Here is a 21,482-nt window from a genome sequence, read left to right on the forward strand (position 1 = left end):
GCTGGGAGCGGGTCAGGCGGCGACGAGCAGGGTCGTCAGGAGGTCGTCGAGGGTGATGAGACCCGCCACCGTGCCGTCGCCTGCCCGGACCAGGGCGGTCTGGCTGCGCGCGGTTCGCAGTTGCGCCACCGCCTCGGCGACGGAGACGTCCGGCAGAAGCGTCGGAATGCGGTAGGCGAGGTGCCCGGCCGTGGTGGCGGTGCCGCGCCTGCGGGCGAGGTAGGCGTCGCGGATGTGGACGACGCCGACCGGGTCGGTGCCGACCGCGCGCAGGAGCTTGTTGGCGGCGGCGTCGAACAGCTTGATGATCGGGCCTGCGACGGTCAGGTAGATCAGGGTGGAGGCGGCCAGGGCACGGGCGAGTGGCTCGGGCTTGGCCAGGGCGAGGTTCTTGGGAGCGAGCTCGCCCAGCACCATCTGGATGACGGTGGCCAGCGCGAAGCCGATCGCCAATGCGACGGCGCCGACCATGTCTTCGGGTATGCCGAACGCGGCCAGCGCGGGGGCGATCAGCTCGGCCAGTGCCGGGCGGGCGATGAAGCCGACCACCAGCGCGGTGACGGTGATGCCGAGTTGTGCGCCGGACAACATGAACGACAGGCGTTCCATCACCTTGATCGCCTTGGCGGCCTTCTTGTCACCCGCGGCGAACGTGTTTGCGTGGGTCCGTGGACACGGACGCCATCACCGTTCCTCTCTGTCGTGCCGACAGGTCTGCAACCGGCGTGAGCAGCGTATGCGGGCAGGCCCGCCCGCATACGCTGCCACAGACGCTAGCTCATTTGCGCAAACCGTAGATAACTGGAGCGCATCATCCTAAGTTGCCTGTGGTCGGTGTCCGCGCTTTAGCTCGCAGGGGGCTGATGGCCCACACCACGGCGACCAGCAAGCGTGGTCTTCACTTGAGGGCGGTCGAGGTTCCGGGGGGCGCGTTCGTGTCGTCCTGGAGAACAGGTTTGTGCCACGAGCCGTCATCGGGTGCGTTCGGCCCGTGGCACCGCGGTGCGGTCCGCTTCCCGCGTCATATCCCGACCTGTGAGGCTTTCGCCACCGATCCCAAGCTGCATTGAGTGATCATGTACGGCTGATCCGGTAGGCAGGTCCAATAGCGTGTGCTACGGCTTGTCCTGCCGCACGCCGGCACGCAACCTGGCCGCCTGCTCCTCCAGCCGCCGAGCTTGCTCCTCCAGCGACAACACGGTAGCGGGAGGATCGTCTGGGGCGTCATCGCGGAGCTTGGCCGCCTCGGACTTGAAGATCCGCAGAGAGCGACCGACCGCGCGAGCAGTGTCAGGCAGCTTCTTCGCCCCGAAGAGCATGACGAAGACCAGGGCGATGATGAGGAGTTCACTCCATCCGAGATTCGACACGGCGCGTCCTAACCGGGCAGGCGTAAGTTGCACCTTCAGCCTGAAGCAAAGTTGCTTGGATGCGCAAGTCTAAAACTGTGTAGGGTGTGACACCGTGTTGGAGCAGGTGGAGCAGGTGGAGCAGCGGCGTCCGGTGCGGCGCAGAGTGATCGTGTCGGCGGTCTCCCTGGCCCTGGCGGCGCTGCTCATCACGCTGCTGCCGAAGATCGCGGGTGTCACCTGGAGTCAGCTGTACGAGCGCCTCGCCTCGGTCGGCTGGCTACGGATGGCGCTGCTGACAGGGCTGTGGGCGGTTGGACTGTTGGCCTACACGTTCGTGCTGACTGGCTCCCTGCCGGGGCTGTCCAAGCGCCGGGCTCTGCTGATCAACTGCGTGGGCAGCGGCATCAGCAATGTGCTGCCCTTCGGCGGCGCGGCCGGTGTCGCGACGACGTTCGTCATGACCGGCGCGTGGGGGTTCAAGCGCCAAGCAGTCGTGGTCTCGACCGTGGTGTCCGGCGTCTGGAACCTGCTCACCCGCTTCCTGCTGCCCGCCGTCGGCCTGGCCTGTTTGCTCGGCTCTGGTCGCGTGCCCGATCAGCGGCTCTCCGCGGCGGCCGGCACCGGCGGTGTCCTGCTGATCGGCGTGGCGGCCGCTCTGTCGGCCGCGCTCTGGCGCGAGCGAGCGGCCGATCTCCTGGGACGCGGCTTGGACAAAGCGCTCGTCTTGCTCCCGCTCAAGCGCGAGCCGAACATGCGGAAGCTGCTGCTCGATCTGCGCCGCTCCACCATCGAGGTCACCGGCGCGCACTGGCTCCGCATGACCCTCGGCATGATTGCTTACATGTCGCTGCAGGGCGTCCTCTTCATCGCCTGCCTGCATGCCACCGGCGGCCAGATCGCCATCCCCGAAGCTGTCGCCGCCTTCGCCATCAACCGGGTGCTCACCACCGCGGTCATCACCCCCGGCGGCTCAGGCATCAGCGAGTCGGCCACCGCGCTGGCTCTGCTGGGGTTCGGCGTGGCCCCGGCCGCGGCGACGGCCGCCGTCCTGCTCTTCTGGTTCTTCGCCCACCTGATCGAGATCCCGGTCGGCTGGCTCTCCTGGACCATCTGGTCCCATACTGCTCGCAGGGAGTAACTGATCAGGGCTTCGGATCGTCCTTGGCCGCGGCCTGAGCGCGCAATCGGGCGGCCTCTTCCAGCCGCCTGGCTTGCTCTTCGGTGGTCAACGTGGCAGATGCTCGCTCCTGTTGTGCGACTACAGGGCGACCGAACAGGCGCGACCACCCGATCACGTGGCGCACGCGTCCTGGGTGGCGTCGAAGCCCGCCAACTCCTCGGAGTCGCTCACCCGTTTGGCCTTCAGGCCGCGCCAGTCGTCGCCGATGACCACTTCGGGAAAGTCCACCCCGAACACGACACCTCCAACCCGCTGTACGCCTCACTATCCTCTCGTCAGTTGCGCAAATGAGCAATAGAACCCGCTAGCCTGTGACGACATGCGGACCCTCACAGCGCCACTTACGCTCTTGGCCCTGGTCGTCATCTTGTTCGGCGGACAGTCCTCCGCCGATGTGGCAACGGCGGAGCACACCGCGCTGATCGGCGTCTCGGGCCTGCGATGGCACGACCTCGGCCCAGCCTCGACGCCGAACCTCTGGGGGCTGCTCTCCGCCAGCGCGACGGGCTCGCTGTCCGTGCGCACGATCGGCCCTGCCACCTGCCCCGCCGACGCTTGGCTGACGATCTCAGCAGGAGTCCGCTCAGCCGTCGGCGGCCGATGCGGCGCCCCCTCTCCTCCACGCCGCGTGGGCGAGGGAGCGCTGGTCTCGCCGGCATCGGGGAGATATGCCGGTGCGGCGGGCAGTCTCGGTCAATCCCTGCACCAGGGAGGCAAGTGCACGACGGCGATAGGCCCGGGCGCTGCCGTGGCGCTGGCGGACCGCGAGGGCCAGGTGGATCAGTACGCCGCCTCGTCGGCGGAGCTGACGCCAGCGGCCTGGGGACGGTGTCCGGTGATCGCCGTGGACGTGGCCGACTTGGCCGCGCCGTACCTCGCCTCGGGTTATCTGGCCGACGAGGGCGGCGTGACCGGGCAGCGGCGAGCCGAGGCCGTGCGCAGTGCTGACGCCAAGGTGGGCGAGGTGCTGCGGGCGCTGCCCTCCAGCACGACCCTGCTGGTGGCGGGGATCAGCGATGACGAGCGCAGGCCCCATCTGCGGGTCGCGATGATGAGGGCGCCGGGGACGGCCGGACGGTGGCTGGGTTCCGACACCACTCGGCGCGACGACATGGTCATCCTGCCAGACATCACGGCTACGGTCCTGAAATCAGCGGGCTTGCCACCTCTCGCCGCCTCGACCGGGTTGCCATGGAAGGCAACCTCCCTCCGGGAAGCCGACGTGCGGCCACTGGTCGACGCCGACATGGCGGCCCAGATCATCCGGGACCTGGGCATGCCCTTCTTCACCGCCTTCGCGATCATTCAGGGACTGTTCTACCTGGTGGCGCACCTGCTGTTGAGGCGCGGTCGGGGGCTCAGCCTCCTGCGGGTTCTGGCGCTGACGGTGGCAGCGTTGCCCGTGTCGACTTACCTGGCCAATCTGCTCCCCTGGACGTCGGGCGCCGCGCTCGTGGGCGGCGCGCTCGTCATCGACGCCGCCATCGTGGCCGTCGCCCTGACTGGCCCGTGGCGCAGATCGCTGTTGGGGTGCGGCGCGGTGGTGGCCGGCATCACTGCGACGGTGCTGGCCGCCGACCTTGCGACCGGCACAAACCTGCAGTTGAACGCGATCATGGGATACACCGGTGTGGTCGGCGCCCGCTACCACGGGATGGGCAACATTCCGGCCGCCCTGTTCGCCGCCTCGGTCCTGTACTGCGCCGTGGCACTCGGCCAGTGGCTGGCCAGTCGCGGGCGGCGCCGGTCCGCGATCGCCACGGTGATCGGTCTGGGCGCGGCCTGTCTCGGGCTGGAGGCGATGCCGGGGGTCGGCAGCAAGTTCGGCGGCACGATCGGGTTCGTCTCCGGCATCGCCGTGGCCGCGCTACTGGCGTCGGGGCGCAGGCTGTCACCGCTCAGGCTCATGGTGGTGGGCGCGAGCGGGGCTGCCGTGGCCCTGGGGATCGCCTTCCTCGACCACCTACGACCTTTGGAGCAGCAGACCCATTTGGGGCGCTTCGTCACGCAGGCGCTGGATGGTGACGCCTTGCCGGAGATCCAGCAGAAGCTGGAGGCCATGCTGCGCACGTTCGGCAACCTCACCCTGCTGCCGATCGTGCTGGCCGCGCTTGCCTTCCTGGTGTACGCGCTCCGGCGGCCCGGGAAGGTGACCGCAGGGGCGCTGCCGCTCGCCTTCGATCGTGCCCCAATGCTGCGCGCTGGGCTTGCCGGATGTCTGACCAGCGGCGTCATCGGCACATTGGCCAGCGACTCGGGCATCGCGGTGCTGTCGATGACGCTCGCGCTCGCCGTACCCCTCGCGCTGCTCGCCGGCGTCCAGGCACTCCAGTCCTCCCCAAGGACGATCACGCTGTCGCCCAGCCCCAAGGTCAACGACTCGCCCTTGGGCGGATTGAGCACCACGCCATAAGAGGTCGGCCTGGCCCCGGCCGGTCAGGGCAGGGCCGGGTAGTCGGTGTAGCCCTCGGCGCCGCCGCCGTAGAAGGTGGCGGGGTCGGCGGCGTTGAGCGGCGCGCCGGTCGCCAGGCGGCGCGGCAGGTCGGGGTTGGCGAGGAAGAGCTGCCCGAAGGCGATCAGGTCCGCGGTCCCGTCGTGGATCAGGTCGAGCTCCTCGGGGCCGGTCGGGCGGTCGCCGGTGTGCGGGTTGAGGATGAGCGCACCGGGGAACCGCTGCCGCAGGGCGCGCGTCAGTTCCCGGTTCCCGGCCTCCATGACGTGCAGGTACGCCAGGTCCAGGGCGGCCGTCCGCCGTACGAGCTCCTCGTAGACGGGACGGGGGTCGGGTTCGTGCATGTCGTTGGTCGGCATCCCGGGGGAGATCCGCAGCCCGGTGCGGTCGCTCCCGATCGCGCCGGCCACCGCCGAGAGGACCTCCACGGCGAACCGGGCGCGCCCCGAGGCCGAGCCGCCCCAGCCGTCGGTGCGCAGGTTGGTGTTCGGGGCGAGGAACTGGTGGATCAGGTAGCCGTTGGCGCCGTGCACCTCCACGCCGTCGAAGCCCGCCTCGACGGCGTTGCGGGCGGCGCTCGCGAAGTCGGCGACGGTCTGCTCGATCTCGGTCTCCGTCAGCTCGCGCGGGGTGACGAAGTCCTTCGGGCCGTTGGGGGTGAAGAGCTGGCCCCGCGCGGCCACCGGCGACGGCGCCACCGGGACCAGGCCGTCGGGCAGCAGGACGGGGTGGCCGATCCGGCCGGTGTGCAGGAGCTGGGCGAAGATCTTCCCGTCCGCGGCGTGCACGGCGTCGGTGACCCCGCGCCAGGCGGCGACCTGCTCGGCGTTGTGCAGTCCGGGCGTGAACGGGTACCCCTGGCCGATCACCGACGGCTGGATGCCCTCGGTGATGATCAGCCCGGCGGAGGCGCGCTGGCTGTAGTAGCGCGCCGTCAGCTCCGTCACCAGCCCGTCACGGGCGCGGCTGCGGGTCATTGGGGCCATGACGACCCGGTTGGCGAGTTTCGTGTTGCCGACGGAGATCGGGTCGAAGGCGATGGACATGGTGGTCTCCTTGGGGGAAGGGCTGAAGATGATCTCGGTGTCGGAAGGGGGCGCGGCGGTCATGCGCGCTGGCGGCGCGGCAGCAGGAAGCTGACCAGCGCGATGGCCAGGCTGAGCCCGGCCGCGATGAGGAAGACCAGGTCGTAGCCGTCGGCGAGGGCGGCGGGGGTGCCGGCGGCGGCCGTGGTGCTCGCGGCGGTCGCGAGGATTGCCAGGCCGATCGAGCTGCCCACCTGGCCCGCGGTGTTGGCCAGGCCGCCGATGACGCCCGCGTCGCCCTCGGGGGCGTCGGCGGTCGCCGCGGCCATGAGAGTGGGGAACGTCAGTCCGATGCCGGCCGCGATGAGCAGCGTGGGGCCGAGGACGGCGGGGAGGTAGCCGCTGCCGGCGTCGGCCAGGGAGAGCCAACCGAACCCGGCCAGGAAGCCGGCGCTGCCGGCCAGCACCAGGGGACGCACCCCAATCCGCGGCAGCAGGGCGGCGGACCCCCGTGCGACCAGCATGAACGTCACCGCGGCGGGCGTCTGCCCGAGCCCGGTCTGAAGCGCGGTGAAGCCCAGGACGTTCTGCAGGAGCAGCGAGGTGAAGTACCACATCGCGATGGTGATCCCGCCGAACAGCAGCAGCATGCCGTTCCCGACGGCCACGCCGCGGATCTTGAGCAGTCGCAGGGGCATCATCGGCCGGTCGGCGAAGCGCGCCTCGACCACGGTGAAGACGGCGAGCAGGACCAGGCCCGCCACCAGGGGCACGAGGACCTGCGCGGAGAACCAGCCGTGATCGGCGCTCTGCATGACTCCGTAGATGAGCGCGGCCAGGCCCGCCGTTCCGGTGACCGCGCCGGTGAGGTCGAGCCGCTCGCGCCGTCCGGCGTGTGTGCCGGCCAGCGACGTCAGGGCCACGGCGATCAGCAGCGCGCCGATCGGCACGTTGATGAGGAAGACCCAGCGCCACGACAGGCCGGTGGTGATGGCGCCGCCGGCCACCGCGCCGATCATCCCGCCGACGCCGCCCGCGGAGGACCAGGCGCCGAACGCCTTGGCCCGCGCGCCCGGCTCGGTGAAGAAGGTGTTGATCACGGCCAACGTGGCCGGCGCCATCATGGCGGCTCCGACGCCCTGCGCGACGCGGGCCGCGACCAGGACCTCCGCGGCGGTCGCCAGGCCCCCGACCAGGCTGGCGGCGGAGAACAGCGCCAGCCCGGAGACCAGCATCCGGCGCGGGCCGAACAGGTCGGCGGCCCGGCCGCCCAGCAGCATGAAGCCGGCGAAGGCGAGCAGGTAGCCGTTCACCACCCAGGCGAGCCCGGTGGAGGTGAAGCCGAGCTCCTCGCGGATGGCGGGCAGGGCGACGTTGACGATGGAGGCGTCCAGGATGACCATGAACTGTGCGGCGCAGGCGAGCGCCAGGATCACCCAGGTGGGGATGGTTCGAGATGTGGCCCGCCGGGACGCGGTGCCGATGCTCGTCATGACTTCTGCTGTCCTTCTCTGTGGGCTGCCGCACGGGTGGCCCTCGGGCGGTCTTTGGTGGAGACGTCGCAGGTGGGAGTTCTTACGCGCGGCGCGGCCCGAAGCCGTGTAGGATTTGGTTACGCGGATAACTATTATGCAGATAATCAATCTCGTCAAGGAGCGATCATGAACTTCGAGCAAGCCGATGCCATCAACCAGGCGATCCGACTGCTGAGCCTGCGCCACCGGGCCAGGGCCGCCACCCTGCTGGCCCCGCTCGGCCTGCACCCCGGGCAGGAGGCGCTCCTGCTCGAACTCGCCCGGACCGGCCCCAGGATCCAGGCGCAGCTCAGCGAGGCGCTCGGCTGCGAGCCCCCCAGTGTCACGCTCATGACCCGCAAGCTGGAGGCATCCGGCCACATCCGCCGCACGCCCGCCCCGTCCGACAAGCGGGCCAGCGTGGTCGAGCTCACCGACAGCGGCAGGGAGCTGGCCGAGCAGGTCAAGCGGCTCTGGCGCGACCTGGCCGAGGAGACCGTGGCCGGCCTGCCGGCCGAGACGGTCGCCGGGCTGCCCGCCGTCATCAACGCCCTGACCGACAACGTGGACAACCGGCCCGGCCGGCGGCACGCCCCGGCGCGGGCCGGGCAGGCGTTGACCGGCGAGTACGAGCCCAGCGCGTCGGCGTGGGTCCGCGAGCACGTCGAGCAGATCATGCGCACCGGCACGACCGACGGCATCACGATCAAGGACCTGCCCGTCGTGCTGATGACCTACCGGGGTGCCAAGACCGGCAAGATCCGCAGGACGCCGGTGATGCGGGTCGAGCACGAGGGAAGCTATGCGGCCGTCGCGTCCCTGGGCGGCGCGCCGGTCAACCCCCAGTGGTACGCCAGCGTGGTCGCGGAGCCGGTCGTCGAGCTCCAGGACGGCACGGCGACCGGGGTCTACCGGGCGCGCGAGGTGTCAGGGGAGGAGAAGGACGCCTGGTGGCGGCGGGCGGTGGCGGCGTACCCGGACTATGCCGAGTACCAGCTCAAGACCGATCGCCAGATCCCGGTCTTCGTCCTCGAACCGCTCGCCGACGGCGCCGAGGGGTAGCCGGGACAGGCCGCGAGCCGCGGCCGCCCGCCTCCTGGACGACGCTCGTGGGCGGCCAAGCCTGCGCCATGCCGCCCGCGAGCTCACGGGGCATGACGAGCATCGGAACGAAAAGTCCCGTTTGCAGACGCCCGAGCTAATTATTTGATCTTCTGCTCCCCCTGATTCTGGCCCTGCTGGGGTGCCACCGGAGTACGGCAGAAGCGGGCCGCGCAGGAGGATTGGTGGAACCCCCGGGCCCGCGGACCGGGGGGTTCAGTCGTGCAGTGACTACATGGGTTACTTCTGGCCCCACTTAGGAACGAGTCTCGGCCCTTGATCACCGGGGATTGGTCCCAGTGAGAATTGGACCCACCCCGCTCGGCCCAGGGGTCGGGTCAGTCTCCGGCCTTCCTCGATCGCCGTCGCGGGTGGCGGACGTGTGGGTCTATCGGGCCAGCTAGCTGATCACTACAATCACCGAAATGTCTGACTGGCTGACCGTGTCCATCGACGCCAAGGACGGGGCAACCCTGCGTGGTCGAGCCCATTTCATCAGTTTCGAGGTGTGCCACATCCCACACGAGCCGATCTTTCCAGTGCAGCTCGCCGTGGATGCGTGGGAGCGGATGAAGAGCGGCTTGCCGCACCTGAACGGCGAACGCTGGCACGTCAGCGACGATGAGGCTAGCGCGATCGCGGCGGGAATGGAATTGCGGGACGAGTTCGCGGCCTTGTGGTCGATGCTGATGGGCAAGCAGGTCCCGATTAGTGCGGCGGAGTATGCGCTCCTGCGGAGCGACTTCAACGAGCACCGCCGCGTCATCGAGCGGCAGTCCGGTGTCCGGCTGAGCGGCAGCCTGACCGGGGTCGCGGGCGGGGGCGGCACCGCCGGGACTGTGCCGGACCAGGCGGCGTTCGGGGAGCGCACCGCCGCAATCATCACCCAGTACGCGATGGACGGTCCGCACAACGTCCCGGAACCGGACGAGGACGATGGCGACCCGGACGGGTATCCGGTCGAGGACCGGATCATGGAGCTGACCGACTTCGACCTCCCGGTCGATCAGCTCCCATTCGTCGGGTTCACCGCGACGTTCAGCGATCCCCGGTACCTCACCCACATGGCTGGCGGTATGCGCTGGAGCACCGGGTTCATCGGCGCGGATTTCGGCTGATGGATCCAGGCTAGGCGCTACTTTGACCGAGCCCGGCGGCGATCCGGGCGATCGACATTCGGTCGATGACGACACTCTTCAACGCCCACATCACCGCTTGCGTCGACAGTTTCGCCCTCGGCGCGGCGGCCGCGGTCGTGTCTTGACGCCAGGCCTGCCCGCAGCCCGAACAGCGGTAGCGGCGGATGCGGACGTGCAGGATCGTTGCCCGCCAGCCGAGCGGGACGTGCGCCAGTCGGCGCAGCACGCTGTCGCGGGGCACCCCCAGACAGCCGCAGGAATGGCACCAGTTGTCAGGCTCGACCACTCGACAGAGCAACACGGCGTGGTCGGGGTGCAGCTGTTGGCCGACCACTTCCAAGCCGAGGTGATCCAGCCGGCAGAACGTCGTCAGATCAGCAGGGCAGAAGGAAGCGTCACGCACGTCGAGGTCTTCCAGATGAGCGGTGTAGAAACTTTCATCCTCGGAAGACCTCGACCTCTACCCCCGGCACCGACGCGCCAGACCGGTCTACGCGGTTGAATGCGAAGAGCCAATGAATGTCGCCCGGATTCTCGCGCCTCGGGCGCAACCGGCGGTCTTCGGGGGCGTTTGGCTTATCAGGCGCGGTCGTGGAGAGTGACTTGATAGCCGTCGAGGTCGGCGAAGGTGAATGTCCGGCCGAAGGGGCCGTCAATCGGCGCGGAGACGATGGTGTGACCGTCGGCGACGAGAGCATCGTGGATGGCCTGGACGTCGGTGGCGTGGAGCCAGATCGCGGCACCGATGCCGGGCTGGGCAACGGATGCGAGATCGGTGCCGGGAACGACGTCGCGGAGTGCGAACGCGATCGGCTTCGTCTCGAAGACGACGGCGTGCGGAGGCCCGGCCTGCGAGCGGACGAGGCCGAGGTACTGCTCGTAGAACGCCTGCGAAGCGTCGAGGTCGCGCACCTGGAGCGAGATGAAGTCGGGGCCGGTGGCGGGCATGATGATGCTCCTTCTCTTCGTGTCAGATTCCTGACACGGGTCAATGTATGTCAGAATGCTGACATGAGTCAAAACGGTGTCGGCGTCGACCTGGACAAATCACTGGGCTACCTGCTGAAAGAGGCTTCGAGCGCCCTGCGCGCAGCCATGGAGGAGGTGCTGCGGCCACTCGGGATGAGCGTGACGCACTACTCCTGCCTCGAGCTGCTGGCTCAACGGCCGGGCTTGTCGAACTCCGAGCTCGCGCGTGGCGCGTTCGTGACACGGCAGTCGATGAACGTGCTGCTCCAGGCCCTGGAACGAGAGGGTTACGTGACCAGGCCTGCGGAGGCGCCCGTCGGGAAGGTTCTTCCCGCGCGGCTCACGCCTCGCGGCCGACGGAGCCTGGAGAAGGCGACCGTAGCGGTCCGGTCCGTCGAGGTCAGAATGCTGGCCGGCATGACCGAGACCGAGCAGTCAGGCGCGTTCCGGATCCTGCAGAGCATGATTCATTCCCTGCGCGATGGCAACGACGGTGCATAGCTCGTTCCTCGGCGCACGTCTCGCCGCGCCCGGACAGGAGTGGAGCCGAGCGTGAAGAATCTGTGCAGGCGACCTCGAAAACCGACAGCCCCCGACTACACCCTCTTCTGCCGGGTGGACTGCCGCCGTCGCTGACGCGTCTGCTTCTGCGGGGCCAGGTCCTGAGCCGGCGGTTCCGGACGTTCGATGCGGGTGGGGTTGCCGCGTACGAGTTCGTCGTGGATGTGCCAGCGGGCGGTGGTGACGGCGCGCTCTGTCGCCTGGTCGCCGTGTTCGATGCGCTGTCGCAGCAGCCGCATGGCGATGCGGCGGTTGAGGCTGAACTGCCGCTCGGTGTCGACCACGATGACGATGCCCGTGGGCCGGTGGGTCGCCCGTACGGCCGTGCTGGCCTTGTTGCGATGTTGACCGCCGGGGCCGCCGGTGCGGCAGGCGACGATGTCGACGTCTGCTTCCGCGAACGTCGTGCGCGGGGTGTCGACCTGGCACGGTTGGGCGATGACGTACCAGTTCTTGCGGCCGGTGTTGGCCCGGTACGGGCTGGGGGCCTGCCAGCACAGGGTTCCGCTCCACGAGGCGGCGAACGCCTCGGCGTCGTCTCCTTCGATTCGGATGAGGACCGATCGGTAGGTGCTGGGCCGGTCGCCGGGAACTGTGTGGGCCCGATGGGTTTCCAGGTCCTGCCGGGTGGCGTCGCCTTCCAGGCGGTGCAGCAGTTGGGCCAGTGCCCAGGCGCACTCCTGCGGGCCGCGCCCGGCCGACAGGAGCAGGTGGACGCTCACGGCCGGCCTCGCTTGCGGCGCTGATCCCGGTGGTCCCGCTGGGGCGCCGACCCGAGGTCGGGTGTCTTGTAGGTGACCAGAGGGATCGTGGTGGCCACGGGCGTGGCCAGGTCGTGGGCCACGAGGTCGGCGATCACTTGCTCGATACGCTTGTAGGCCGTCGGTGCCTCCTCGAAGAGGAGCTGGCGGTCGCCGCACACCACCAGCGACCCCATCGGTGTGCGGCGCAGCTCTTCGACCGTGTGCTTGGCCCGCCCCCGGCGCAGGGCGTCGGCGCGCGACATCTTGCGGCCCGCGCCGTGCGCCACGGAATGGCCGGCGTCTGGCCCGGCGTGGGCGGCCACGAGGTAGGAAGGGGTGCCTCGCGTACCGGCGATGAGCACGTCGCGGCCGTCGCCCGGCGCCGCTCCCTTGCGGTGCAGATAGATCCCGTCGCGGAGCTCGACCAGGTTGTGGCACTGGTCGAGGATCGGTTCGGGGGGCTCGAACCCCAGCGCGTGGGCGACCCGGGCGGCCAGCAGCCGCCGGTTGAGCGATCCCCAGCGTACGGCGTCGTCATGCATCGCCAGGTAGGTGCCGGGATCAGGGGCAGGGCCCGCGCCGTGGACCGCGGTGTGCTCCCGCAGGATCCGTTCGCCCAGCCCCCGGGAACCGCTGTGGACGATGAGAACCAGGTCGCCGGCGGCGAGACCGAGACGGCTGGCGTGGCCCGGTTCGAAGACGGTCCCGATGCGCGCCAGCTCGACGAAGTGGTTGCCCCGGCCGACCGTCCCGAGGCCCTCGACGTGATCAGCGGGTATGCCACCCTTCACCACGGCCCAGGCGGGATCGTCGGCATCGTGTTCAGGGTCCAGCGCGCGATCGAGATCGGGGAAGCGGGCGGCGAGCTTCTCGGGTACGGCGCGCTTGAGCTTGACGGGGAACACGGCGATGCCGCAGCCGATGTCGGAGCCCACCAGGAACGGGTACAAGATGGCCGACGCCATGGCGGCGCCGATGGGGGCGCCCTTGCCGGGGTGCAGGTCCGGCATGGCGGCGACGTGCATCATGCCGTCGAGGGCGGCCACCTGATGGCATTGCGCGACGGCATCGGACTCGATCCAGCTTGTGGGGGAGGCGAACACGGTGACGGTGGCCGACCCCATGGCCGGGGTGGACGGTAGCGGGAACTCCTGCCGGGAGTGTGGCTGAGACAAAGACGCTCTCTTCGCTGAACAGGGAATGGGCGGGCGGCGTTACGGCGCGAGCCGGCGCCGTGGCATCTCGGAGTAGTGGGGTGCTGTCCGTCAGAGCCTCATGGACACCACATTCTCTGAGCCCCGTCATGCGAGGCAAACGGTTTTCGGCCGTACGGGGTTGCATGCGACTCGCGGCATGTGCGGATGTTCTGGAGACGCTCGGTACGCTTCAGAAGGTTCTGGCCAAAGATCATCCCCTTGCAGGGGTGTATCAGCGCCTCTGGTAGGCCGGTTATCGGGTATGGCGCCACAATCGGTCGTCGTGATCGGTAGTGAGCCACGAGCCGTCGCCGAGTGGTTTGACGTCGTACGCGTGGCGGGATTGTGCATCGAGCGTCCCGTGTACCTGTCCGGTGCGTACGTCGACGAGATGGTGTCGGTACCACTCCTGTTCGTCCTCGGTTTCTCCGCCGATCGTGACAATGGCGTTGTCGGCGTCGAGGTAGCCACCTGTCCACTCCACGTATGCTTCGTCGGGGTCGTAGCCGAACGACTCCACCGGAATCCGGATCATCACCTCACCGTCGGGGTACGCGTGGAAGGCGACGTCCTCCTGATCGTGGTGGACGGTCATGAAGTGATGGCCGTCCGGAGCGAGACTCACGAGACTGCGGTCTGTCCACGGGTAGGCGGTCAGGTCGATGACGTCCTGGTCGAGGCGGCCGCGGTACACCCGCGAACCGTCCTGCCCCTCGCCGACGTCGAGCAGCATGTGCGCGCCGTCCGGGTGAACGAACTGGTGCCCACCGTGTCCGGCGCAGTCCAACTCGGCCTGCGCGACCACGTCCCCAGTTTCGGCGTCGACAGCGAGCCAATGATCCAGGCCGTCGCCGCGTCCTGACATCGCGTCGGGCCGGTAGACCCACACCACCGTCCCGTCTAGCGAAAACTCACAGCTCGCTACAGCGTTGTACGGTTCCTCCGCTCCAGGGCCGAAGCCGAGCCGCCACAGCGCCTTGCCTTCGCGGTCGAGGCACACCATCTCGTCGGCCGTCGCATACACCGCACGCCGCAGGTTCGGCGCCACCGCGTGGCTCTCCAGTTCGACGGCCTCGACGATGGGAAATACGGCAACCGGCGCCGCAGCCGACTCCACCGGGCTGCTCGAGAAGTCATAGGCGTGGACAAGCCCGTCCGTGAACCGGGTCATCACGCGGGAGATGGCAGTCATGCCGCGAGAGGCTAGCCGACGGCGATGACGGGCCGCGGATGCCCTCGTCTCGGCAGAAGAGGACGTTCACAAAGCCGCACTCCTGCCCGCCCGGCCGCTTCTGCCAGCCTGAGCTTCCCCTCCCGATCGATGCCTAGCACGAACCTCTAGCCAGCAGGAGTTCCGGAACCACAAGCAGATCGCCCATTCCCGCATCATGCCAGCGAGGGCGATCCCATCCGCAGCCGCATGGCTCCCGGCGGGCGGTTCAGCATCTTGACATGCCGACGGCTGAGTGGATCAATTGCGGACTTGTGCGCATCCTTGCAGGAATACTGGTGATCGCCACCATGGTCGCCGGGTGCTCGAGCGACCCCGTCGACGCGGCACCGCCGGTCGCGCTCGCGCTCCCTTCGTCCACGGCCGCGAGCCCCGAGCCGCGCGTTGAGACCGTAACTCCTTCGCCGCGGGCGACGCCGAGCCCGGTGCCGCTGACCGTCGATCAGGCGGCCCGACGGTATCTGGGCATCGTGCGGCCGTACAACATCGCGCTCGAGCGACTCGAGCAGGCGATCAACGGTGGCCAGCCTGTCGCGGTGCTACGCCGCCGAGCAGCGCAGGTCGCCACCGCGAACGGGACGCAGGTCCGGCATTTGACCGACACCGTCTGGCCCAGGGCGCTGCGCGGGCTGGTGGGGCAGCTCAAGGCCGAATCGCTCAAGGCGCAACGGCACTGGCTCCTGGCCGCGCGTGCCCGTGCGCGCGACGCGCTCATCCAGGAGGTGCTGAACGCCGCCCGCCACGACGGGAAACCGGCGGTGGGAAAGATCCGCACCCTACTCCACCTGGAGCAGTACGACGAAGACGACTACTCCTGATCGTCCAGTACACCTGCGGCCTGCGACTGGCATCAGGCCGGTGGGGGTTCGCCCTGAAGTGTGGACACCGGCTGTCATGCGGCGAGCAGCACTCTTTCGGTGGTCTGCTCGTAGTCGATCGGGCTGAGGTAATCGAGGGTGGAATGCCTTATGCGAGGGTTGTAGCGGGTGATCCATGTGAAGACCGCCAGGCGGGCCTCACGCACTGGGGACCAGCGCTTGGCGCCCTGGAGGGGCTCGCGTTTGAGGGTGGTGTTGAAGGCCTCCGCGGCGCTGTTGTCGGAGGTGCCGCGGCGCCCATCGACTGACGCACGCCGAGTTCGGCGCATACCTTGGCGGACTCGGCGGAGGAGGTCAGTGCCGGGATGCGGACGACGGCCCGGCTGCGCCGCGCATGCGGGCGGGCGGTGGCCGATGGCGGGCGTACGGTGGCCCAGGCCGCTCGCGACCATCGCGTGTCCTGGCCGGTGGCGATGCGCGAGATGCGCGCCTACGCCGCACAGGTGCTTCCTGAGCAGCCCAAGCCGACGGAGGTGATCGGGATCGATGAGATCCGCCGGGGCCGTCCCCGCTGGGTACTCGACCTGGTCACCGGGAAATTTCGGCTTGTCGCGGACCGATGGCACGTCGGGTTCACCGACCTTTCGGGCGGTCAAGGGCTGCTCGGTCAGGTCGAGGGCCGCGTCTCGACGGTGGTCGCCACGTGGCTGACCGCCCGCCCCGCTGAGTGGAGAAACGCCGTCACGCACGTGGCGATCGACATGTGCACCGTGTTCCGGTCGGCGATCCGTACCGCATTGCCCCACGCCGTCATCGTCGTCGACCACTTCCACCTGGTGCAGCTGGCCAACACCAAGCTCGCCTTCCTCCCAGCCGGACGTGGCCCTGCGGCCCCTGCGCGACCCGGACGCCGCCGAACTTCATGACGCGCACGCCATGGAGGGCTGAGCCGAAGTCAGGCCGTGCGGCTGCGGGGTGGGGCCCGTCGGCCGCGGCCCCCGCCGCCGACGTAGAGAAGTTGGGGCCGCGGCGGTGTTCGCCCCCTCACGTGATGATCTGGATGATGTGCTTGCCGCGGACGCCACCGGCTTCCAGGGCCCGGTGGGCGTCGGCGATCCGGTCGAGAGGGTGGACGGTGTCCACGACGGGGACGATGTCGCCGTGCTCCGCGTAACGGGTGATCTCGGTCAGCAGCTCGGTGTCGGGGTTGCCGCTGAAGACGCGTATGCGTCTGCTCCCGTGGACGGTCGAGGCGAGGATGGTGGCGAGGCTGGGGAGAAGCCTGTTGAAGTCGGGGGTGATGGCGACCATGCGCCCGCCGGGTGCCAGCAGGCGGCGGAAGCGGGACTGCTGTGTTCCGGCGGTGTCGACGATGACGTCGAAACGGCCCAGCTCGGAGAGGCGAGTCGTACGGTAGTCGAGTGCTTCGTCGGTGCCCAGGCCGCGGACGAAGTCGAGGTTTCTCGCGCCCGCGAGAGCGACGACGTGGGCACCGAAGAGCTTGCCGATCTGCACCGCGACGCTGCCCACGCCTCCGCTACCCCCGCGCACTAGGAGTCGCTCACCGGGTTTGATGACGGCCTTCTCGCGCAGGGCGGTCACCGCCGTGGCCCCGCCGGCGAGCAGTGAGATGGCCTGCACCGGGGTGAGGTTCTCCGGAGCGGGGGCGATCTGGCGGGGGCGTACGGCGACGTACTCGGCCATGCTGCCCGTCTTGCGCCCCAGCAGCCCCCACACCCGGTCCCCTTTACGTACTGCGGTGACCGACGAACCGACTTCGGCGACCTCCCCGGCGAAGTCGATTCCGCTCGTCTTGGGGAAGGTACGGCCGGTTACCAGGCGCATTTTCCCGGCCCGATCGAGCAGCTCGCCACCGTTGACGCTGGCGACGTGCACCCGCACCAGCACCTCGTCGGGCGTGGGGGTCGGCGTCGGCCGCTTGCCCACGTAGAGGACCTCCGGGGGGCCGTATCGGTCGAAGAGGGCTGCGCGCATGTCGCTCATCATCTCGTCCTGTGTCGCGTTTCGGAGCTGCGGAGGCGCTGTGTGCGCCCGCTGGTACGCTCACGCTAAACCTGTAAGTGGATGACATCGTCCGGTTAGCTTGAAGTGAGAGACATTGCCTGCTCAGCCATCTCACAAGCCGTCCGGGCACGTCGGCGATGTGCCCGGCGATGCGGACCCGGCGGGCCTGCGCGCCGATGCCCGGCGCAACCGGGAACGCATCCTTGAAGCTGCGCGCGAGGTGTTCGCGGCCCAGGGCATTGACGCCCCTATAAGCGCCGTCGCCCGCCGCGCCGGCGTCGGCGTGGCCACCCTCTACCGCCGCTTCCCCACCCGCACTGCGCTTGTCACCGCTGCCTTTGCCGAGCAACTCGCCCTGTGCGCGGCAGCCTTCGACGAGGCTCTTACTGACCCTGATCCCGGGCACGGCCTGTACACACTCCTGGAGAAGGTGTGCACCACACAGGTGACCGACCGCGGCTTCGCCTCCGTATTCCTGGATCAGTTCCCCGATGCCCTTGATCACGATCACGAACGCGACTGCGCCGAAGAGGGGCTGGCGCGGCTGGTCCAGCGTGCCCGCGAGACCGGACAGCTGCGCGACGACTTCGACCCCGCCGATATCACCCTCCTGCTCCTGGCCAACAGCGGCCTCGCCGGACAACCGCGAGAAACCGCCCTCGCTGCCTCCCGGCGCCTGCTCGCCTATCTCTTCCAGGCTTTCCAGGCAGAGCGCCCTGGCTCTCTCCCACCTCCCGCAGCGATGGAACTGCGCGAAATCCGCCAGCCACCGGGCCGCCCGTGAGCCCGATCACGCAACGTGCCGAAGGTGAGCATCCCTCACACTTGCACAGGGGCCTCTCACAAATGACCGTTTCCGGGACGGCTCTCGGGCGGGGCGATCGGGGCGTCGGCGGCCGTCGACATGGCGCCGGCCTCTTCGTCCTTGAAGGCCTTCTCCGCAGCGTGCCTTCTCCGCAGCGTGCTCAGCCGCGCGCTTCGCCCAACTGCTTGCCGAGTTCGGCGAGCTGGTCATTGACCTCCTGGCGGTCCCAGGCCGCGCCGTCCCAGCGGCCGGCCCCAGCACGTCGCGCGCCTGGCGGTACTTCCAGCACTTCTTTTGCCACAGCGCGCGCAGCAGCTCGGGTGAACCCCTCGGGGCCGCCGCTGTCTTCGGGCGGGCAGGCACGGCCGCCGGCGCTGCAGCGCGGGTAGCGCGCGTTCGGCGCGGCCTGGTGGACCTTCTCCACGATCAGGTCGTGGTCCCACATGTCGCCGAAGTCGCAGCGGTAGGCCAGCCGCTCACCCGGCCGGGACGGCAGGCCGGCCAGGGTGACGCCGTACTCGCTGGTGGCGTGGTCGCCGTACTCGGTCCAGTCCTTGGCGAACAGGTGCAGGTGATAGTTCTGCCAGCCCATCGCGATCTGGATGACGTTGTGCAGGTCCAGCGGGTCCGCCGTGGACGGGACGTGGATGCGCCGCCAGACCGGCGGGCGGACGTCGCGCAAGGTGACCTTGAGCTGGTGGATGGCACTCACCGCGCCACCGTAGCGAGCCGGGTGGTTGTCGTCCTGACGGGCGACGTCACGATGTCTACGGACATTCGGCCCATGGCCGTTTGCGCAGGTCAGCAGTTTGCAGTCGTACCCGTAGGCGTCACGTTCGGACTCGTTCTGGCATGGTCAGCGGCGACAATAGGGACATGCAGGGTTTATCGACCAACGCTGTCCTGGGGCGTGCAGCCCTCATCGGGTTGGTGACGGGCATCCCCACGGCCATCATCTGGGCGGACATGCAGGGGGAAGAGCTCGACGGGACCGTTCTCCCGCTGGCCATGTTCCTCCTGGCGATAATCCTGGGCACGGTGGGCGCGCGGCTGGCCGGGCTGCCGCGCTGGGGCGTGGCCGGGCTGGTCGGGGGCTCTGCGGCTTGGTTGCTCATTGGTGCTCTCGCGGTGCTGGTGCCGGTGCCGGAGCCGGAGCTATTCGGCCCTCTACCGGCCCTTGTCGCTCCTGTCTACGTGGTCGGTGGTGTGGTCGGCTTCGCCCTGTCGGCGTGGTCGTTCATGTCGCCCCTTCGCTGGTGGGCGGTAGCCCTGGCCGTAGCCGTGCCCCTCGGATCCTGGGGCGCGGTGCAGTACAAGCCGCAGATCCTGGCCTGGTTTGAAGTCCGCAGCTTCGAGAGGTCCGGCGTGCCGCTGATCGCTCCAGCGATCCAGGGTTACCGGCTGGTTCACGTGGATCTCAACGCCGCCGGGCAGCGGGAGCCGGAACCGTCCACCTGGCTGGAGTACTGGCGGGACGCCACGCCGAATCGAGGATTCTCCGAGATCCAGGTCACGGTCTGGCCCGCCGCGGCTGGAAACCCGCGGGATTCCTGCCTGGCGGTCACCGAGAACTATGGAGTTCCGCTGCGATGCAAATCGCTCCCGGGAGACCGATGGGTCCGGACCGGTGCCGGGTCCTCCTGGGTCACCGTCTTCGCCAGGTCGGGCGATGCGCTGGTCATGCTCAACGGTTCGAGTATCGCTGAGGCTGACCTGGTGGCAGCGCTGTCCACTTTCCGTCCCATCTCGGCCTACGAGCTTGCCATGGTCACGTGACCAGCAAGAGTACGGTGGCGCCTGGCCTGGCATTGCGCCTTCACCGCGGCAGCGATGTGGCGATTCCCGCCAACTGAAGCGCTAAGTCACACCGGGCGTGCTGGGCGAGTTCGCCTGGTCGGGCGTGGGCGATCACTGCAGCACCTGCAGCAGGTCCTGCCAGCGGCCGGTGGCGTTGGTCTCGACGACCGTGGCCACGTCCAGCAGCACCGCAGCACCGCAGCACCGCAGCGCCCAGCCCGGACATCGCGGCCGTCGACGCCGGGGAACGTGACCAGTTGCTCAGCAGCCACCGAGACGGGTGAGGTGGCCAGGGCGGGCAAGTGCGGCGCGTCCGGCGGCATCGGCTCGCTCTCCCAATCCCGGCCGGCCGCGGTGGCGGGGGTCGAAGTGCAGCGGAACGAAAACGTACGTTAGGCCCGTTCCCGCAGGTCAACCCTGCCTGTCCGATAGGCGGAAACGTACGCCAGCGCACCCCATCTGAAGCCGATCACGCACCAGCGCTGAGCTGGGCGAGCGGGGCTTAGCGTACGTTATCGATCCACCGCACTCCGAAGGACGTTTCCGCAGGTCAGTGCGTTGGTCGCATCGCAAGCTGCCGACCGGTAATGCGACAGAATGGGCGCACTGTGCCGTTACTGGTGAGTAGCAGCCGTGGGGTCTCGCCCGGCGTCGTTGTCCTGGCTCAGCCGACCTGATGGCGACTTACCGAACCTGATGCAATCGGAGATCAATCTGATGCTTGGCTCGGCGGATCTGATGCCGTGCTGCCGCCCCGGGTGTGGCCCGGGGCGGCGTTGGTGGACCGTCTAGGGCCGGCAATCCATGGCCATGACTTCCATGGCGTTGGCGGGGCCGAACGTTCGAGCCTGTCGGCACGTCCAGGTAGGCGGGTGGTAGCGCGGCTGGTTGATGACCAGCTTGACCGGTCCGCTCGTGCCGGTGGTGGGGGCGCCGTTGGAGGCCTGGCAGCCGATGGCGTGGATCATGATCGGGAGGCCGGGGTTTCCTGGGGTATCGGTCTGGCAGGTGTAGGTGGGCTCGTCGGCCGTGGCCGTGGCCGTGGCGGCCTGGGCGGCGGGGGCAAGGGCCAGCATGCCCGCGGCGATACCCAAAGTCAGGCCGAGGGGCAGGGGAGGTGGCAAGCGCATGGGTTCCCTCTCGTTCGACTACCGTACGCATATACATAAGCACGCTCGGTAAGCGTTGGCTATGCGTCGAAACCTTTCGCGACCGCACCCGTGCTGGGCCCGCGTTCGGCGCGCCCGTTCCTTCCGTTCGCATTAGTGGCCGTGCATCCTTAGGAAGGCATTGGGAAGGATCATCCGCAAACGATCGCCGACAGCCGTACGTCACCGGACACATGAAGAGGCCCTTGACGGGCGTTTCCGCTGGTCAAGGGCGCTTTGCTGCTGGTCGGACGTGGTGCCCCCGGCGGTGTGCTGGTTCAGGACATAGGAAACCCATGTCGCAAGACATAGGAAACTTCAATGGAGTGTGTCTCGGGACATAGGCAACCATCGCGATCATGAGCCTGGGCGGTGTGTCCAAGGCCAGAGTTGTCATCACCGCCGTTGTCGTCGAGGGACGGTCGC

At 68.8% G+C, this 21,482-nt stretch carries 20 protein-coding genes and 3 pseudogenes; 9 read left to right on the forward strand and 14 right to left on the reverse strand.

The features are described 5' to 3' along the window. Positions 1–12: 12 nt before the first annotated feature. The 3 genes and pseudogenes from ABZ297_RS05380 to tatA all read right to left on the reverse strand — a co-directional run bounded on the left by ABZ297_RS05380 (position 13) and on the right by tatA (position 1,370). Positions 13–273 carry a CBS domain-containing protein gene (locus ABZ297_RS05380; protein ID WP_355339843.1) on the reverse strand — a complete coding sequence of 87 codons (261 nt, stop codon included), beginning with the start codon at positions 271–273 and terminating at the stop codon, positions 13–15. Beyond that, positions 268–633, reverse strand: a pseudogene (locus tag ABZ297_RS05385) (CNNM domain-containing protein); the annotation flags it as partial. The gene ABZ297_RS05380 and the pseudogene ABZ297_RS05385, both read right to left, overlap by 6 nt. A 482-nt stretch (positions 634–1,115) precedes the next feature. Further along, positions 1,116–1,370 carry a Sec-independent protein translocase subunit TatA gene (tatA, locus tag ABZ297_RS05390; RefSeq protein ID WP_355339761.1) on the reverse strand — a complete coding sequence of 85 codons (255 nt, stop codon included), beginning with the start codon at positions 1,368–1,370 and terminating at the stop codon, positions 1,116–1,118. A 94-nt stretch (positions 1,371–1,464) separates the two neighbouring features. On the opposite strand from tatA, the gene ABZ297_RS05395 reads away from it, so the two are divergent. Further along, positions 1,465–2,490, forward strand: coding sequence for a lysylphosphatidylglycerol synthase transmembrane domain-containing protein (locus ABZ297_RS05395; RefSeq protein WP_355339764.1), 1,026 nt, complete (start codon positions 1,465–1,467; stop codon positions 2,488–2,490). Positions 2,491–2,851: 361 nt separating this feature from the next. Continuing rightward, positions 2,852–4,945, forward strand: a complete 2,094-nt coding sequence (locus tag ABZ297_RS05400; protein WP_355339767.1) for a hypothetical protein — start codon at positions 2,852–2,854, stop codon at positions 4,943–4,945. A gap of 23 nt (positions 4,946–4,968) precedes the next feature. On the opposite strand, the gene ABZ297_RS05405 is transcribed toward ABZ297_RS05400, so the two are convergent. Together ABZ297_RS05405 and ABZ297_RS05410 are read right to left on the reverse strand one after the other, a co-directional pair. Continuing rightward, entirely contained in the window at positions 4,969–6,030 is a 1,062-nt protein-coding gene (locus tag ABZ297_RS05405) for an alkene reductase (RefSeq protein WP_355339770.1), read from the reverse strand. Between the two features lie 59 nt (positions 6,031–6,089). Beyond that, entirely contained in the window at positions 6,090–7,502 is a 1,413-nt protein-coding gene (locus ABZ297_RS05410) for an MFS transporter (protein ID WP_355339773.1), read from the reverse strand. A 168-nt stretch (positions 7,503–7,670) separates the two neighbouring features. Here ABZ297_RS05410 and ABZ297_RS05415 point away from each other — a divergent pair, with 168 nt between their 5' ends. Next, on the forward strand, positions 7,671–8,585 hold the full coding sequence (locus tag ABZ297_RS05415) for a nitroreductase/quinone reductase family protein (RefSeq protein WP_355339776.1): 915 nt from the start codon (positions 7,671–7,673) through the stop codon (positions 8,583–8,585). A 464-nt stretch (positions 8,586–9,049) separates the two neighbouring features. Then, positions 9,050–9,742 (forward strand): hypothetical protein, encoded by a 693-nt coding sequence (locus ABZ297_RS05420; RefSeq protein ID WP_355339779.1) that lies wholly within the window; start codon positions 9,050–9,052, stop codon positions 9,740–9,742. A 25-nt stretch (positions 9,743–9,767) separates the two neighbouring features. Here ABZ297_RS05420 and ABZ297_RS05425 read toward each other — a convergent pair. Together ABZ297_RS05425 and ABZ297_RS05430 are read right to left on the reverse strand one after the other, a co-directional pair. After that, positions 9,768–10,166, reverse strand: a pseudogene (locus ABZ297_RS05425) (ISL3 family transposase); the annotation flags it as partial. A gap of 176 nt (positions 10,167–10,342) precedes the next feature. After that, the gene (locus ABZ297_RS05430; protein WP_355339782.1) at positions 10,343–10,711 is read right to left on the reverse strand and encodes a VOC family protein; all 369 of its coding nucleotides are present in this window, start codon (positions 10,709–10,711) and stop codon (positions 10,343–10,345) included. 63 nt (positions 10,712–10,774) lie between these two features. Between ABZ297_RS05430 and ABZ297_RS05435 the strand changes: the two genes are divergently transcribed. Beyond that, positions 10,775–11,233 carry a MarR family transcriptional regulator gene (locus ABZ297_RS05435; RefSeq protein WP_355339785.1) on the forward strand — a complete coding sequence of 153 codons (459 nt, stop codon included), beginning with the start codon at positions 10,775–10,777 and terminating at the stop codon, positions 11,231–11,233. A gap of 95 nt (positions 11,234–11,328) precedes the next feature. Here ABZ297_RS05435 and prfH read toward each other — a convergent pair whose 3' ends face one another. The 3 genes from prfH to ABZ297_RS05450 all read right to left on the reverse strand — a co-directional run bounded on the left by prfH (position 11,329) and on the right by ABZ297_RS05450 (position 14,424). Beyond that, positions 11,329–12,015, reverse strand: a complete 687-nt coding sequence (gene prfH / locus ABZ297_RS05440; RefSeq protein WP_355339788.1) for a peptide chain release factor H — start codon at positions 12,013–12,015, stop codon at positions 11,329–11,331. After that, positions 12,012–13,211, reverse strand: coding sequence for an RNA ligase RtcB family protein (locus ABZ297_RS05445; protein ID WP_355339791.1), 1,200 nt, complete (start codon positions 13,209–13,211; stop codon positions 12,012–12,014). Before ABZ297_RS05445 ends, prfH begins: the two co-directional genes overlap by 4 nt. Before the next feature lie 274 nt (positions 13,212–13,485). Then, positions 13,486–14,424 carry a hypothetical protein gene (locus ABZ297_RS05450; RefSeq protein ID WP_355339793.1) on the reverse strand — a complete coding sequence of 313 codons (939 nt, stop codon included), beginning with the start codon at positions 14,422–14,424 and terminating at the stop codon, positions 13,486–13,488. Positions 14,425–14,684: 260 nt separating this feature from the next. Here ABZ297_RS05450 and ABZ297_RS05455 point away from each other — a divergent pair, with 260 nt between their 5' ends. Next, positions 14,685–15,281, forward strand: a complete 597-nt coding sequence (locus ABZ297_RS05455; protein WP_355339796.1) for a hypothetical protein — start codon at positions 14,685–14,687, stop codon at positions 15,279–15,281. A 74-nt stretch (positions 15,282–15,355) separates the two neighbouring features. On the opposite strand, the pseudogene ABZ297_RS05460 reads toward ABZ297_RS05455, so the two are convergent. Continuing rightward, positions 15,356–15,633 (reverse strand): annotated as a pseudogene (locus tag ABZ297_RS05460) (integrase core domain-containing protein); the annotation flags it as partial. A 13-nt stretch (positions 15,634–15,646) separates the two neighbouring features. Here ABZ297_RS05460 and ABZ297_RS05465 point away from each other — a divergent pair. Continuing rightward, entirely contained in the window at positions 15,647–16,207 is a 561-nt protein-coding gene (locus ABZ297_RS05465) for a transposase (protein ID WP_355339799.1), read from the forward strand. Positions 16,208–16,325: 118 nt separating this feature from the next. On the opposite strand, the gene ABZ297_RS05470 is transcribed toward ABZ297_RS05465, so the two are convergent. Continuing rightward, positions 16,326–17,276 carry an NAD(P)-dependent alcohol dehydrogenase gene (locus tag ABZ297_RS05470; protein ID WP_355339802.1) on the reverse strand — a complete coding sequence of 317 codons (951 nt, stop codon included), beginning with the start codon at positions 17,274–17,276 and terminating at the stop codon, positions 16,326–16,328. Between the two features lie 169 nt (positions 17,277–17,445). Between ABZ297_RS05470 and ABZ297_RS05475 the strand changes: the two genes are divergently transcribed. Further along, positions 17,446–18,090, forward strand: coding sequence for a helix-turn-helix domain-containing protein (locus ABZ297_RS05475; RefSeq protein WP_355339805.1), 645 nt, complete (start codon positions 17,446–17,448; stop codon positions 18,088–18,090). Positions 18,091–18,271: 181 nt separating this feature from the next. On the opposite strand, the gene ABZ297_RS05480 is transcribed toward ABZ297_RS05475, so the two are convergent. Continuing rightward, a complete protein-coding gene (locus ABZ297_RS05480) occupies positions 18,272–18,823 on the reverse strand; it encodes a plasmid pRiA4b ORF-3 family protein (protein ID WP_355339808.1) in 552 nt (183 codons plus the stop codon). Between the two features lie 140 nt (positions 18,824–18,963). On the opposite strand from ABZ297_RS05480, the gene ABZ297_RS05485 reads away from it, so the two are divergent. After that, on the forward strand, positions 18,964–19,887 hold the full coding sequence (locus ABZ297_RS05485) for a hypothetical protein (protein ID WP_355339811.1): 924 nt from the start codon (positions 18,964–18,966) through the stop codon (positions 19,885–19,887). Positions 19,888–20,696: 809 nt separating this feature from the next. On the opposite strand, the gene ABZ297_RS05490 is transcribed toward ABZ297_RS05485, so the two are convergent. After that, a complete protein-coding gene (locus ABZ297_RS05490) occupies positions 20,697–20,984 on the reverse strand; it encodes a hypothetical protein (RefSeq protein WP_355339814.1) in 288 nt (95 codons plus the stop codon). Positions 20,985–21,482 lie beyond the last annotated feature (498 nt).

Source organism: Nonomuraea sp. NPDC005983 (assembly GCF_040614375.1).
GTDB lineage: Bacteria > Actinomycetota > Actinomycetes > Streptosporangiales > Streptosporangiaceae > Nonomuraea.

Bases quoted from the DNA above. Each gene is read 5' to 3' on its own strand.
- ABZ297_RS05450 (WP_355339793.1), bottom strand. From the start codon at position 14,424: ATGACTGCCATCTCCCGCGTGATGACCCGGTTCACGGACGGGCTTGTC.
- ABZ297_RS05430 (WP_355339782.1), bottom strand. From the start codon at position 10,711: ATGCCCGCCACCGGCCCCGACTTCATCTCGCTCCAGGTGCGCGACCTC.
- ABZ297_RS05490 (WP_355339814.1), bottom strand. From the start codon at position 20,984: ATGCTGGCCCTTGCCCCCGCCGCCCAGGCCGCCACGGCCACGGCCACG.
- ABZ297_RS05435 (WP_355339785.1), top strand. From the start codon at position 10,775: ATGAGTCAAAACGGTGTCGGCGTCGACCTGGACAAATCACTGGGCTAC.
- ABZ297_RS05415 (WP_355339776.1), top strand. From the start codon at position 7,671: ATGAACTTCGAGCAAGCCGATGCCATCAACCAGGCGATCCGACTGCTG.
- ABZ297_RS05485 (WP_355339811.1), top strand. From the start codon at position 18,964: ATGGTCAGCGGCGACAATAGGGACATGCAGGGTTTATCGACCAACGCT.
- ABZ297_RS05420 (WP_355339779.1), top strand. From the start codon at position 9,050: ATGTCTGACTGGCTGACCGTGTCCATCGACGCCAAGGACGGGGCAACC.
- ABZ297_RS05405 (WP_355339770.1), bottom strand. From the start codon at position 6,030: ATGTCCATCGCCTTCGACCCGATCTCCGTCGGCAACACGAAACTCGCC.
- ABZ297_RS05410 (WP_355339773.1), bottom strand. From the start codon at position 7,502: ATGACGAGCATCGGCACCGCGTCCCGGCGGGCCACATCTCGAACCATC.
- ABZ297_RS05465 (WP_355339799.1), top strand. From the start codon at position 15,647: ATGCGGACGACGGCCCGGCTGCGCCGCGCATGCGGGCGGGCGGTGGCC.
- ABZ297_RS05470 (WP_355339802.1), bottom strand. From the start codon at position 17,276: ATGCGCGCAGCCCTCTTCGACCGATACGGCCCCCCGGAGGTCCTCTAC.
- ABZ297_RS05400 (WP_355339767.1), top strand. From the start codon at position 2,852: ATGCGGACCCTCACAGCGCCACTTACGCTCTTGGCCCTGGTCGTCATC.
- ABZ297_RS05455 (WP_355339796.1), top strand. From the start codon at position 14,685: ATGCCGACGGCTGAGTGGATCAATTGCGGACTTGTGCGCATCCTTGCA.